Source organism: Kandleria sp. (genome assembly GCF_017934775.1).
Lineage (GTDB): Bacteria > Bacillota_I > Bacilli_A > Erysipelotrichales > Coprobacillaceae > Kandleria > Kandleria vitulina.
This window is the reverse complement of record NZ_JAGBIX010000097.1, coordinates 31,727-46,683: the sequence shown is the minus strand read 5'-3', so window position 1 is coordinate 46,683 and position 14,957 is coordinate 31,727. Positions and strand designations below refer to the sequence as shown.

The window sequence follows — 14,957 nt, the reverse complement described above, 5'->3', positions numbered from 1 at the left end:
CATTGTTAATACTTCTTTTCTTATGAAATCGCACAATTTGTTTCTTTCCGAAGGATTCATTTTGGAAGAACCTCGAATTCTTTTAGTTCATTTTGGAATTGTGAACTTAAATAATTTACAATGTCTTTCCAATGATCAATGAGAATTGTGTAATCATTAATTTTTGATTTAGTATTTTCAATGATATCTTGCTTATTATCTTTAATATACTCTAATATTTCGTCATACTTTTTATCATTGATGCTTAGATAGGTATCATAAAAATCATTGATCATATTCATCAGCAATTGATCGATATCATCTTTCTTGAGTATTTTCTTGTATGCGTCAGAAACCGCTACATCAATATTATTTAAGTCAATCTTTTTATCCATGAGATCTTTTTTCATTTGACTGTTAAAAATCTTCACAAGTCTAGAATAGAGCTTTGCTTTTGTATAGGATGTATAATCAATAGCATTATAGCGATTGTCATTATATTGGTGTAAGACTCTTCTATTGTGGTAAAGTCTTCCTTTTTTTAAGATATCAATATAATCATGATAAATATAATCTGTACCAGAAGTACATACTGCGGGATTTACTGGAATATATTTGAATATGTTTTGATAAGAAAAGTTTCCTGCATCAATATAATCAGACTGCAAAAACGAGAAGAAATCTTTTCCTTCATATTTTTCTTTTGAACCCATTACATATTTATCATTGATATATTTTGTTAATTGTTCATCAGAATAATAAGGCTTTGAAAGACGGAAAAGCTTTTTTAGGATAGAGAAATCTTCAATATCTGAGTAGTCGATGCCCCAATTTCCACAATAGCTGCTTCCTACCATCATGATCTCCTTGTCTTCAAATTGAGAACCCAAAAAGATATTTTCTATTTCTAATGGAGAAGCATCCTTTTGAATAAATGTATCAGAGTCTCTTCTGTGAATATAATCAGCATCAAGTATAATAGCGAGCATACTGATTCTATTCATCATCTTTCCATAGGAAAACTGGTTTCCTATCAATAAGTCAAAGATTCTCTGATCATGTATTACTGTCTTGATGACACAATCAAATTCATCCTGAATGATATGATAGATTCTTAAATCAGGCATTTTTTTCTTGCATTCAAGAATCGCTTCTTCATTGATGTGACGATCCTCTTTGCTTGAACTGTCAAGAATAACATAAGCCCATTCATCTAAATGGGAGATATCCCTTAACTCTTGAACATGATCAATAATGGCATCTTTTGCTTCTAAATGAGTAGGAATGATTAGAATATGCTTCAATTTAAATCATCTCCTTTAATTTGTAAAATTGAATCCTCCTCATATTCAATTTCACCTCTCAAAACTTTAGAGTAAATATTACTTATCTTCTCGGAATAAGTTGAATCTCCTTCGATTAAATAGTGATCAATACTTCTCACAGTTCTTATTAATTTGGCTGTATTACATAGAAAAACTTCTTTTGCAACATATAAATCAGTTCTACTAATTTTTTTCTCAAGAACTGGTTTTCCCGTCATTTCATGCCAAATTTTAATTATTAGTCTTCTGTTCAAACTTTCTAATACATCATCTTCTACTCTTGTTGTAATAAGGTTATCATTTTGATCGATAAGGTTACAGACTTCTGGTTCAGTGACAGCTGCACATGTGCAGCTGTCACTGGAGACTAGAATTATGTTTACTGCAGAGATGCAGTAAACAAATCAGACAGAAATCAAAAAACAGGAATCAAGAATTTACACAAAATTCTTGACACTATTCATTTCTAATACTCAACAAATTCTATACTATATATTTGTAGATTTCTTATATATATAATATAGTATAATACTAGAAAAGATATCTCAATATTTTTGAAAAGTTATAAAAAATAAAAGACCACCTTTCTCACTTTGCTAGTAGAAACTGCTTTTCATAAGCACGTACTGAATTAGCAATTTGCTTAAATGTAATTGGCCATGACATATTGATGTATTTCATCACCTTTTTCATGATGTTCTTCCCTGAATAGCGGTGATTTGTTCTCCATTCCTGTTCAGCTAAGAATAGCGACAGATCTCTTTTCTTTACGGATCTATAAATGTGATATATATTGGATTGAATATTTCCTGCAAATGTATTTAGCCATCTTAATTTATGGTTTTCATCTGTATAATCTACTACACTGTTTTCTAACTGTGTTAATTTTTCCGATAATCTTCCAAACTAAGAGAAATCGACTTTCTGTTACTTTCAGCGGGATTCTGGAATTGTTTTTCAGACCGCTCTTTTTTAATTTGTGGGCAAGGTATGAGGTAAAATAGTATCATACCAATCCTTCAGAAATAAAAAAGTGATGAATCTTTTCAACCATAGTTTGATTCATCGCTCGTCCTACGACAATACGACAGAAAAATAAATACAACGGACAAATTCATATTTATTGAGGAATTCAGAAAAGAATACAGATCTGCAGGTTCATTGAGCAGCTCCGCAATGGAAAAATTGCCTTCCATCATGGTCTAACATGTACTCATAGACAGAAAAAAGGTGCAATTTTTCATGAAAGACAATCATATCAGTTCAAACGAGGCAGACGCTCTTTAGGAACAGCTTTATCTATTCTTCTCGGAAGAGTAATATGAAGACTGCCCCAAAGGCTCTCATTAAGCTTCAGGCAATGAGAGCTAGTGTCATCAGTTCATTCACTCCGATAGAAGGCGATGAGGAAAGCTATGAGATTGATGACAGTCTGCCAAATCCGCAGAAGGAAATAATCACTGGCTACCCTGATGCCACAAGCCCCCGAAAGAGACGACGTTCTTCCTGGATCCTCAACCAACAAGCAGGGAATGGATAAACGAAAACAAAAAAGGACTGATATCATCACTGATATCAGCCCAAACCGATAAATTCGATTTTATCTTTCCACTTCCGTGGGAAAGGCATACCCCATCAATCAGAATACCCCGTTATTCGGAGCTGTGCCCTTATTTTGTCGTATTTCTTGTAATCATCTGTGTAACAACTGGTACTGCTTTTTGATCGATTTCTTCTTCGTTAAGCATCTTTGTCATCAGACGAATAGCCATAGCTCCCATCTCATAGACAGGAACATGAATTGTTGTTAAGGATGGTCTACTCATGATGGAATAGCTTGTATTCATCATGCCAACAACCTGCATATCATCAGGAATGCTGATACCATTATCCTGTGCAGCGTTAACAACTGCAACAGCTTCTTTATCATATCCAGTTAAGACAACATCATGTTTATGTGTTTTGAAATAATCGATAAAGAATGGATAACTTTCTTCATAATGAGTAGATGTATTAATAACCTGTTTATCTTCATCAAAAGATTTACCAGCATCTTCAAATGCTTTCTTGATACCATCTACAAAATCATCCAATCTCACAAGATTCTGTTGAGGTCTTACAAAAACAATATCTTCCTTGCCTTCAGCAAGATATTTCTTTGCAAGATCATAAGAAACATGACTTGCGTCAACATAGATAGATCCGATCTTATCTTCGTCAACTTTATATCCAACAACAACTGTTGGCAAATTATATTTCTTCATGATTTCAATTTCATGATCGATCTGATCACTATTGAAAAGAACAACACCATCTGCACGAGATTTGATGACTTTTTCCAATACAGCTGCTACTGGATCTCCATCACCGATATCTTCTGTTGTATAGATTGTAATATTGTAATCAAGTGTTCTTCCTGTATCTCCAATACCACCGATCATATCTTTAACATGACCGAAAAGTGCCTGAGGAAAAACAATTGCGATAGTTGTTGTTTTACTTGTAGCTAGACCTCTAGCAATCTGATTAGGCTTAAAGTCCAATCTTCTGATGACTTCCAATACCTTCTCTCTTGTAGCTGGCTTTACGACATTAGAACCGTTGATCACACGTGATACGGTTGCTAATGAAACCCCAGCTTCTTCCGCAACATCATAAATTGTTGTTTTCTTCATACTTCCACACTGCCATTCTATTTAGTTAATTTTATCAATGATTTCATCTAATTCTTCTTCTACATCATCGATTTCATCTTCAATGATGTCAGGATCAGGCAGAACACCGTCTTGAACTTTCTTCTTCACATCATCTAAGCGATCATTTAATTTCTTAGTGACTTCCTCTACACCTGCAACAACCTTTTCATATTGTTCAGAATCTTTCACTTTACTAGCTAAATCCTGTAACTTGCTTTGTAAATCTTCCATTTTTTCTTTTGTTGTTGCTTTAAATTCATCAGAATCAAATTCATCTACAGATTTTTTAACATTATCAATTGTTTCACCAATAATAGCTTCAAGGTCTTCTTTTGTCATACCTTTTACTTTATCGTAAGTCTCTTTAGATTTAACTTTTAAATCTTCTCTTAAATCCTTACCTTTCTTTGGTGCCAACAATAAACCAACGATAGCTCCTAATGAAGCTGCTGTTAAAAACTTTCCTAATTTCATGTTCATACCTCTTTCCTATGTGATCTTATTTTTTCTTAAAAAAAGACTTCAAACCGAGAATTGTTCCCAAAATACCTGGATTCTGGCTTCTTTTTGTAAATACCCTATTTACAAATTCAACAGGGGCATTCATCTGATCCATCTTGTAATTGACATCATCAACAGTCTTATTGACCTTATCAATTGTTACTTCTACTTCTTTCGTTAAGGCACTCACATCTTTTAGAACCTGAGATGACTTCAATAAAAGAATACCAAGACAGATTAAAGCAAACGATCCAGATAAAATGAGAAATGCTAAGCATATATCAAATGCACTCATGTAATTCTCCTCTCTAATATAAATATTATCGCATAGAATTAAAGCGCTTTCAACCCTATCCTTTGGCTTCAATAACTAGTTCTTCAAGTTTATAGATATCCTTACTACTCATAAACACATAAACTGCATTATCATAAGCAGCTAACATCTTGGCATGTTCCTTGTCAGTTTTCACAATCTTCGCTCTAGGAATATACTGTGTAATCTCAGTGACATCAATATCAATTCCTGGTTCAGGATGTGCATTATCTGGGAAATCCAAGAAGAATGGATGATCCGCTAAATCCATTGCAGCTGCAAATCGTTTAGCAAAACGTAATGCTCTAGAGAAACGATCTGGCTGGAATACAGCAATAATCTGTTTACCAGGATATCTTGTTCTTGTTTCTTCAAGTACATACTGTACAGCTGTTGGATGGTGTGCATAATCATCTACGAAGATACAATCACCCTTCTCTTTAACAGTATATCTTCTCTTAACACCTTCAAATGTAGAAAGCTGTTTTTGCATATACTCAGCATCCATTCCTTCAAGATAACCTAAAGTAATAACTGCTAAAGTATCATACAATGTATGCATGCCGTAGAATGGCAATGCAAAATGTCCAAATAATTCTCCATGAGCATAAACATCAAATGATAATCCCTTATCATTGTTAATAACATTCTTAGCCTGGATATCATTATTATCATTTAGACCAAACTTACAAACTGGTTTAGTCCAGTTCATATGTGGAAGATATGGATCATCACCCCAGATGACAGCCATCTTTTTAGCTCTGTTTCCATATTCTTCAAATACTTTCTTATAATCTTCAAATGTCTTGAAATAATCAACATGATCATATTCAACATTGTTAATTAAAGCATAGTCATTATAGTAATGCTTAAAATGATTTCTGAATTCATCAACTTCAGATACAAAATACTTTGCATCTTTAACTGCATATCCAGTACCATCACCGATCAATACATTAGTCTTATCATAATCCTTGAATAAGTGATAGCACATACCTGTAGTCGTTGTTTTACCATGTGTACCGCCAATACCAATTGAAATAAAGTTATTAAAGAAATCCCCAAGGAATTCACAATAGTTCTGACAGATAACATTAGGATTATCCTGAGCAGCAGCCACTTCTGGATTAGAACGATCAAAGTCATTACCAGTAATGACATGCATACCATCTTTAATATTATCCTTATTCCAAGAATAAATAGGAATGCCTCTTCTCTTTAATTCTTCTTCAATAAAAATATATTTGTCAATATCACTACCAGCTACTTCATGACCTAAATCATGAAGAATTTCTGCTAATGATGCCATACCTGAACCTTTAATTCCGACAAAATAGTACATTTTCTTCACCTCTTTGACATTCTAACACATTTTAGTTTAGGAAAACATAAAAAATGAAAGCATCTTTCATAAAATTATTTTTATTTAAAAATCATATGCGCACTTAATGCGAGAAGTTCTCTTAAATAATAGCCTGGCAAAAGCAACAATGGTGTTCTTGAAGCAAGACTGCTGACAACCATACCTTCTCTAAGCGCTATAAGTCTTGCTCTATAAATATGAAAACCACTTGTCACAAGAATAAATGGTCCTGCTAATTGATGCTTATCAATTAACTCTAAAGAATAGCGAATATTCTCTTTCGTATCTTCTGAACGTGTTTCTTCATAAATACGATCTTCATCAATTCCCATCTTGACGAGCTGCTCTTTCATATACTCAGCTTCACTGACATTATCATGTGAATCCACACCACCGCTGACAATCGCTAAAGACTGCGGATGATCAGCTAAGTATGCATAAGCTTTCTTGATACGATTATTTAATGTATCACTGCCCTTCTTGCATCCTAGTACAATAAGTAATCCATCATTGCCTGGCTTCTTTAAGGCATAAATAATCATCATGTAAGTTTCAATAATAAACAAAGCAATAAGAAGCACCAACATAATCTTAATGAAAGCTTGCACAGGACTATTAAACAAGGCATAAAGAATCATTCTTGTATAAGAGCTAAATATCAATGATAAAGCAATAACTATACCTAAGACACTTCCTAAATGAAAGACTTTCTTAACAAAAATAGGCACTACAAACACTAACAATAAAATAATTCCAGCGTATAACATAGCTCCTCCTTAATGAAAAAAGCAAGTTAGACTTGCTTTATTCTAATATCATTAATTCTTTAGGATAATGATTCAAGACTTTACATCCATCCTCTGTTACAAGGACAAGATCTTCAATTCTTACCCCAAATTCACCTGGAAGATAAACCCCTGGTTCAATAGAGAAGATCATACCTGGCTTAATGATTGCATCATTAGCACTAGATACATCCCCTGCTTCATGAGTCAATCGTCCAATAAAATGACCTAAACGATGATTGAATTCTTCCCCATATCCAGCTTCAGAAATAATATCTCTTGCCACCTTATCAATATCAGATAACTTTAGACCAGGCTTAATAGCAGCTTCCGCAGCAAGCTGTGCCTTAAGGACAAGATTATAGACATCTTTCTGTTTCTCTGAAACACTCTTATAGAAGAATGTTCTGGTCATATCAGAACAGTATCCATTGTAGATACATCCCATATCTACGATGATAGAATCGCCTTCTTTAAGACGAGAATCATCACCGACATGATGTGGATCAGCACCATTTTTCCCATATCCAAAGATTGGTTCAAATGAATGGTCGCTTGCACCTAATTCATGATAGATATTTAAAAGAAGACCATCCATTTCTTTTTCTGTATGATTTTCTTTTAATAGCTCTTTAACTCTCGCCATCGCCTGATCGTTGATCTGGCTGGCTTTAATCATGATTTCCTGTTCTTCTTCATCTTTGATGCCTCTTACATAATCCACACATGAAGAACCTAGCACAAACTGTGTGTCAAGTTTCATTAATGGCAATAGCCATCTTGCTGGCATATCTTTATCTACACCAACTTTTTTAGCATCTTTAAGATAGTCTCTAATCATAGCCATCGCATCATCAGTATCACTAAACCATGTGATATCGATTCCAAGATCTTTTTCTACATAGAATAGTTTATTGAAGAATAGTCGATGATTACCATCTTGAGATAAGGCCATTACGTAGACTCTTTCATGTGGATCATTGTAATAGTCAATTAAATAATCAATAGAAGCAGGATCTGTGATCAATAAATGATCACAGCCTTCTTCTTTCATCTGTTCAAGAACTCTATTAATTCTCTTCTGATTCATTCTTTGTCACTTCGATTCCTAATTCATTTAACTGTTCTTCTGAAACAACACCTGGTGCATCAGTTACTGGGTCAGTTGCACTTGTATTTTTAGGGAATGCGATAACATCTCTTAATGATTCGCTTCCTGTAAGCAACATTGCTAAACGGTCTAATCCTAAGGCAAATCCGCCATGAGGTGGTGCTCCGTACTGGAAGGCATCCACGAACCAGCCGAACTGGCTTCTGATTCTTTCTTCAGTGAATCCTAAAGCATTGAAGGCACGATCCTGAAGTTCTTCATCATAGATTCTCTGTGAACCGCCACCTAATTCGAAACCGTTTAATACGATATCATAAGCATCTGCTAAACAGTTGGCAGGATCTGTGTCAATCTTGTCTAGATGTTCTTCAATAGGACGAGTAAATGGATGATGCATAGCATAATAACGTCCTTCTTCTTCTCTATATTCGAACATTGGGAAATGTGTTACCCATAAGAAATCAAATGTTGATGGGTCATAAAGTTTCAACTCTTTACCTAAATGATTTCTGATGGCAGCTAACGCATCACATACAACCATGTAATGAGAATCAGCTACGAATAATAGTAAATCGCCATCATGAGCATCCATCGCTGATAAGATGCGTGTTGCCTGTTCTTCATTAAAGAACTTAGCGATTGGACCAGTTACACCTTCAGCTGTAACTTTCATCCAAGCAAGACCTTTTGCTTTATACTTTTTAGCAATTTCAGTTAAGGCATCAATCTTCTTTCTAGAATAATTTCCAGCCTGTCCTTTCACATTGATCCCTTTAACATGACCATTAGCTTCTAAGGCTGACTTGAAGACTACAAATTCACTATCCGCAACTGTTTCATTCAAGTTTACTAATTTTAAATCAAAACGTGTATCAGGTTTATCAATACCGTATGTTTCCATTGCATCATGCCATGTCATTCTTCTTAATGGAAGTTCAATATCAATACCTTTGACATCTTTCATGACTTTAGCAACAAGACGTTCACCCATATCTAAGATCTGGTCAGTATCCATGAAACTCATTTCTACATCGACCTGAGTAAATTCAGGCTGTCTGTCTGCTCTTAAGTCTTCATCTCTAAAGCATCTTGCAATCTGATAGTATCTTTCAAATCCAGATACCATCAATAACTGCTTAAATAACTGTGGAGACTGTGGCAATGCATAGAATTCTCCATTATGAACACGAGATGGTACCAAGAAATCTCTTGCCCCTTCTGGTGTTGATCTATTTAAATATGGTGTTTCGATTTCAATAAAATCTTCTCCATCCAAGAACTGATGAATTGATTTTACAATCTTAGCACGAGTCATGATTTTATTTTGAAGAACTGGTCTTCTTAAATCAAGATATCTATATTTCATTCTTGTTTCTTCAGAAGCATCAGTTTCATCTGCAACAATGATTGGTGGCTGTTTAGCCTTATTGATCACATTGAAGCTCTTTGCTTCAATTTCAATTTCACCAGTTGGCATATGCGGATTCTTAGAACTACGTTCTACAACTTTACCAGTAACAGAAAGAATGTATTCATTCTTTACGTCCTTAATAGCATCCGCAAATGATTCATCAAAGATAACCTGAGTGATGCCATAACGGTCACGTAGATCCACAAAGGCGATAGCCCCCATGTTTCTCTTCTTGGCAACCCAACCGATCAATGTGACTTCTTTACCTGCATCAGATAAACGAAGTTCACCATTATTGTGTGTTCTTTTCATTCTATAAACCTAAACCTTTCTCTAAATACGATACGATATCTTCAAAAGGAACCTGTTCCTGTTCCTTTGTCTTATTGTCTCTGATATTGACATATTCACCTTTTACTTCATCTTCTCCTAAAAGAAGTGAGTAAGTAGCTTTAAAACGGTCAGCAGACTTGAACTGTCCTTTAAATCCTCTTCCCGCATAATCCATGTCAACACTAAATCCATTAGCTCTAAGCACTGCACTGATCTGCATACCTAAATCTCTTGCTTCTTCTCCAAGTGGCATGATATATGCATCAATACCCTCGTCATCGTCTTCATTGTCATTTAAGGCAATCATCAATCTTTCAAGACCAAATGCAAAACCAACACCTGGTGTAGCTGGACCGCCGATTTCTTCAACTAATCCGTTGTAACGCCCTCCGCCACCAACAGTTGCGCCAGCACCTAGCTTTGGATCATCTGAAATGATTTCAAAGACTGTATGAGAATAATAATCCAATCCTCTTACAAGGTTTGTATCGATGACATAGTCAACTTCTAGATCGTCAAGTAAAGCACAGACCTTATCGAAATGTGCTTTAGCACTTTCTGAAAGATAATCAATTGTCTTAGGTGCAGTCTTCATAGCTTCGTGCTTAGCATCGACCTTGCAGTCTAAGATACGTAATGGGTTCTTTTCAAAACGAGCGTTGCAGTCTTCACATAAGTCAGATAATACTGGTCTAAAATGATCCTGAAGTGCTTTTCTGTAAGCATCTCTTGATTCTTCATCTCCAAGTGAGTTGATATGAAGTGTTACATTTTCTAGACCTAATGCTTTAACGACTGTAATAGTCATCATCATACATTCCACATCAACATATGGAGATTCTACGCCAAGCATTTCTACTCCAAACTGATGGAACTGTCTCTGTCTACCGCTCTGTGGGCGTTCATATCTGAACATTGGTCCCATATAGAATACTTTTGTAAGCTTTTCTGGTAAAGCGTACATCTTGTTTTCTACATAAGCTCTTGCAATGCCAGCTGTTCCTTCTGGTCTTAATGTAATAGAACGTCCTTTTTTATCTTCAAATGTATACATTTCTTTTGTCACAACATCAGTTGTATCACCAACCGCTCTATTGAACAGTTCAGTATGTTCAAAGATTGGTGTTCTCATTTCTTTTACATGGTAGTTTGAAGCAATCGTTCTTAAGATTCTTTCAAGCTTTTCCCATTTTCCTGATGCGTCAGGAAGAATATCCACTGTTCCTCTTGGTGCACTATATTTCATACAAGTCTCCTTTCAAAATAAAAAGACGTCCTTATTCTAAGGACGTCATGTTAGTAACGCGGTACCACCTTAGTTCATGTTTCCATGCGCTTTTTCTCTTAACGCGAGATCACGTGCATTCGCATTCTCCAAAGTGTCCCATAGCTTCTTTTTCATCGTTTCCACCTGCCACGACGTCTCTGTAAAAATTCCACTATTTAATCTTCTTCATAGAATCTGTCAAAATTATAATGCAAGATATTGTAAATTGCAATTAAAAGACAAACGAATTTTCAAATAGCTAGTCTTTGACAGATAGATCAATATTGTCTTCAGCCTTCACCTTAACCTTTGAATACTGTGACAATTCCTGAAGGATAGAAGCTCTTGTCTTTCCTTCAAGATTAATAGAAATATTGCTAGAAGTGATATACCATTCCTGATGATCATAATCATAGTAGGCGTCACCATCTGTCACATATTTTAAAGTCTGTCCATCATTTTCAAATGGCTTAAAGTTCTTTACGCCAAGAACACTGATCAGATGTGTTCCTTCATCATAATAAGGAACAATGGAATACTCTTGTCCATTGATTTTCATCTTTGGATAAGACATATGTGATAACCCATTTTCATAATAGAATGTCGCTTCCTGAAGTGATTCATTATTTAATACGACACCATCTTTTAATGTAGAAGCCACATGAAGAGCATCATGATAAACTTTATAAGCTCTAGAACTGTATTTAAAATGTTTACTTTGATGCTTTGCGCAAGTGCCTACTACTTGATCTCCATTAAAGTAGAAGAAAACTGACCCACCATTTTTACATACGTTTTCATATTTTACAAAGCGTTCTTCTTCCACTGCGACCTTAGCCTCAGGTGCATACTTCTTTACAGCCTTATCAAGATTGGCATAGATGTTTCCCTGACTATCATATTGTTTTTCAATCTTATGAATAAGCTCAAAACATTCATCATAAGGTTTACTGAAAAACTTATCTTTAGCATAAAGACCACCTGCCACAATCAGGGCAACGACAGCTATTATTGATATAAGAGTAATAATTATTTTCTTCATAGATCCTCCTAATGTATAACTCGCTTGATTGTCGCAACACCTTGAATCTTTTTAAGATTATCGATTGTAATCTGTAAGATTTCAGCATTTTCTACAGCGAGAGTCAATCTGATATTAGCATCTAGATCTTTGATGCCAGCATTGATATTCATGATATTAACATTGACCTGGCCTAAACAGGTAACAACATCACTAAGAAGATTAGGACGATCTAAGCCTACGATTTCTAGATCGACATTATATTTCTTATTTTCAAGGTTTGTATAATCCCAGTAGACATCAATAAGACGTCCTTTATCGACATTCTGAACGTTTGGACAATCACTGCGATGAACCTTGATTCCCTGTCCTTTTGAGACAAATCCCACAATGGAATCACCTGGAATTGGTGAGCAGCATTTACTGATCTGCATCTTTAATCCCGTAATATTGCTTATATTGATACCAATGGACTTCTCATTCTTCTTGTTCATGATAGCCGTATTCTGATTCTTCTTAAGCATCTTAGATAAGTTGTCAAAGAAGCTTTTCTTTGTCGGCTGTACTTTTTCAAGAAGCGTTGCTGGCGCCGCCTGACGCTTTCCTAAGATGATAAGCAGATCTTCAAAATTTCTTGCGCCAAATGACCCTAAATAATTCTTATAGGTATCTGGTGCCATGAAGATCTTTTCATCTAAATCACGAAGCTTGATTTCTTCTTTAAGAAGACGTCTACCTTCTTCGATGATTTCCTTCTTCGTTTCAGCATCTCTTTTCATGATATAAGATCTGATCTTATTACGTGCACTCGCTGTTCTGACAAACTTCAGCCAGTCTTCACTTGGACCAGAGTTCTTATTGGTCTTGATTTCACAGATGTTTCCTGTCTTTAGCTTAGTATCAATTGGTACCATGACATTATTGACAAGTGCACCAACCGCATGATGGCCTACTTCAGTATGAATACGATAAGCAAAATCTATTGGTGTAGAACCATTAGGAAGTTCAATAATCTTTCCTTGTGGTGTTAACACGTAGACATTGGCTTCAAAGATATCTCTCTTTAAAGTATCATAATACTCCTGTGCCTTTTCATCCTTGATTTCATCACTCAAGGCAATAAAATCACTAAGCCACTGCAGCTTTTCACCAATTTCCTTCTGTTCTCTGCTTGCCGAATAGTTCTTGCCTTCCTTGTAGCGCCAATGGCTAGCAACCCCACGTTCAGCAAGCTGATCCATTGATTCCGTACGAATCTGGATTTCAAAAATCTGTCCGCCTGCTCCAATGACAGCCGTATGAAGCGACTGATACATATTTGGCTTTGGCATGGCAATATAATCCTTGAATCTTCCTGGAAGTGGACGATATCTTTCATGGATCAATCCTAGTACTTCATAACAATTGACATGGTCATCTAGGATAATACGTAAAGCATTGAGGTCATATAATTCATCAAATCTTTTATGTTTGATGACCATCTTCTTGTAGATGGAATAAATATGCTTCGCTCTACCTTTCATACGATATGAGACATGATGTTCATCAAGTAAAGCCTTGACTTCTTTCATCATCATATCGACATGTTCTTTTCTTTCACTTTTCTTTTGTTCAAGCAGTTCAACTATTTCATGATAAGCTGTTGGATCAAGATAGTAGAGACATAAATCTTCTAGTTCGACACGAATGTCATTGATCCCTAGTCGATGCGCAATTGGCGCATAGACTTCCATTGTTTCTCTTGAAATACGCTGCTGCTTTTCTGGCGGCATAAACTCTAATGTACGCATATTATGGAGACGGTCCGCCAATTTAATAAGGATGACACGGATATCCTTGGCCATAGCGATATAGATCTTACGATGATTTTCCGCATAGATTTCGGATTCATCCATGTATGGCATCTTGTTGATCTTGGTAACCCCTTCTACAAGCGTTGTAATTTCTTCTCCAAAACGTTCAATCATTTCTTCACGAGGAACGTCACAATCTTCCATGACATCATGCAATAGCCCAGCAGCTATTGTGACTGGTCCAGTCTGTAGTGTACATAAGATGTATGCAACCCAGATGAGATGGATAGTATATGGTTCCCCAGAACGTCTTTTTTGTCCATCATGCATGACCATAATGTAGTCATAGGCCTTCTGAATGAGAGCCAACGACTCAGGATTTGTGATATATGTAGAAGCGAGCGCTTTAACATCCTCAAATGTCACCTGATCTTTTGCACCTTTTATTTCCATAACTAGCCAACCTCCTTCTTCTTATGAAAAAAGAGACAATCGTCTCTTTTTATTAGTAAGTTACAATAGAGAACACATCGTAACCTTTTGCTCTTAAATGTTCTGCTGCATTTAAGTCTTTTAATTCTACAACAAATGCAATACCAGCAACGATACCACCCATCTGTTCGATAAGTTCAATTGTTGCTTCGATCGTTCCACCTGTTGCAAGTAAGTCATCAACGATTAAAACTCTCTGTCCTTTTTTAATTGAATCCTTGTGCATATGGATTTCATTTGATCCATATTCCAAGTCATATTTTTTGCTGATTGTTTCTCTAGGTAATTTTCCTGGTTTTCTCACAGGTACAAAACCTGCTCCTAAAGCTATAGCTGCAGGACAACCGAAGAAGAATCCTCTTGCTTCTGGTCCAACAACAACATCTACATTCTTATCCTTTGCATAATTGACAATCACATTGATTGTTTCCTTGAATGCTTCAGAATCCTGTAACATTGGTGTAATATCCCTAAAAATAATACCTTCCTTTGGGAATCCAGGGATAGCAGCTATATATTTTTCTAAATCCATAAAACGTTCCTCCTGTACACTGCACATTATATCAA

The 14,957-nt window shown here is 35.6% G+C and carries 13 protein-coding genes and 1 other annotated feature; all 13 genes read right to left on the bottom strand.

The window, feature by feature from the left end; genetic code table 11:
• Window positions 1-56 precede the first annotated feature (56 nt).
• Window positions 57-1,283, bottom strand: a complete 1,227-nt coding sequence (locus J6L95_RS10615; RefSeq protein WP_287459114.1) for a DUF6271 family protein — start codon at window positions 1,281-1,283, stop codon at window positions 57-59.
• Window positions 1,280-1,678, bottom strand: a complete 399-nt coding sequence (locus J6L95_RS10610; RefSeq protein WP_287459127.1) for an aminotransferase class IV — start codon at window positions 1,676-1,678, stop codon at window positions 1,280-1,282. Before J6L95_RS10610 ends, J6L95_RS10615 begins: the two co-directional genes overlap by 4 nt.
• 1,296 nt (window positions 1,679-2,974) lie before the next feature.
• Window positions 2,975-3,979 carry a LacI family DNA-binding transcriptional regulator gene (locus J6L95_RS10605; protein WP_287459113.1) on the bottom strand — a complete coding sequence of 335 codons (1,005 nt, stop codon included), beginning with the start codon at window positions 3,977-3,979 and terminating at the stop codon, window positions 2,975-2,977.
• A gap of 21 nt (window positions 3,980-4,000) precedes the next feature.
• Complete coding sequence (locus J6L95_RS10600; RefSeq protein WP_287459112.1) at window positions 4,001-4,474, bottom strand: YtxH domain-containing protein; 474 nt, start codon at window positions 4,472-4,474, stop codon at window positions 4,001-4,003.
• Window positions 4,475-4,499: 25 nt separating this feature from the next.
• A complete protein-coding gene (locus tag J6L95_RS10595) occupies window positions 4,500-4,796 on the bottom strand; it encodes a DUF948 domain-containing protein (protein ID WP_029070307.1) in 297 nt (98 codons plus the stop codon).
• 55 nt (window positions 4,797-4,851) lie between these two features.
• A complete protein-coding gene (locus J6L95_RS10590) occupies window positions 4,852-6,156 on the bottom strand; it encodes a UDP-N-acetylmuramate--L-alanine ligase (RefSeq protein WP_029070306.1) in 1,305 nt (434 codons plus the stop codon).
• 80 nt (window positions 6,157-6,236) lie between these two features.
• Complete coding sequence (locus J6L95_RS10585) at window positions 6,237-6,944, bottom strand: YdcF family protein (RefSeq protein WP_287459110.1); 708 nt, start codon at window positions 6,942-6,944, stop codon at window positions 6,237-6,239.
• 37 nt (window positions 6,945-6,981) lie between these two features.
• Window positions 6,982-8,052, bottom strand: a complete 1,071-nt coding sequence (locus J6L95_RS10580; RefSeq protein ID WP_029072236.1) for a M24 family metallopeptidase — start codon at window positions 8,050-8,052, stop codon at window positions 6,982-6,984.
• Window positions 8,033-9,796 (bottom strand): aspartate--tRNA ligase, encoded by a 1,764-nt coding sequence (gene aspS / locus J6L95_RS10575; RefSeq protein ID WP_029070303.1) that lies wholly within the window; start codon window positions 9,794-9,796, stop codon window positions 8,033-8,035. The genes J6L95_RS10580 and aspS overlap by 20 nt, the downstream gene beginning before the upstream one ends.
• A 1-nt stretch (window position 9,797) precedes the next feature.
• Window positions 9,798-11,063 (bottom strand): histidine--tRNA ligase, encoded by a 1,266-nt coding sequence (hisS, locus tag J6L95_RS10570; protein ID WP_287459109.1) that lies wholly within the window; start codon window positions 11,061-11,063, stop codon window positions 9,798-9,800.
• Window positions 11,064-11,098: 35 nt separating this feature from the next.
• Window positions 11,099-11,283 (bottom strand) — a binding site (T-box leader).
• Between the two features lie 60 nt (window positions 11,284-11,343).
• Window positions 11,344-12,126, bottom strand: coding sequence for a hypothetical protein (locus J6L95_RS10565; protein ID WP_287459108.1), 783 nt, complete (start codon window positions 12,124-12,126; stop codon window positions 11,344-11,346).
• 8 nt (window positions 12,127-12,134) lie between these two features.
• Window positions 12,135-14,351, bottom strand: a complete 2,217-nt coding sequence (locus J6L95_RS10560; protein WP_029070300.1) for a RelA/SpoT family protein — start codon at window positions 14,349-14,351, stop codon at window positions 12,135-12,137.
• 52 nt (window positions 14,352-14,403) lie between these two features.
• Window positions 14,404-14,922, bottom strand: a complete 519-nt coding sequence (locus tag J6L95_RS10555; protein ID WP_287459107.1) for an adenine phosphoribosyltransferase — start codon at window positions 14,920-14,922, stop codon at window positions 14,404-14,406.
• Between the last annotated feature and the right edge of the window lie 35 nt (window positions 14,923-14,957).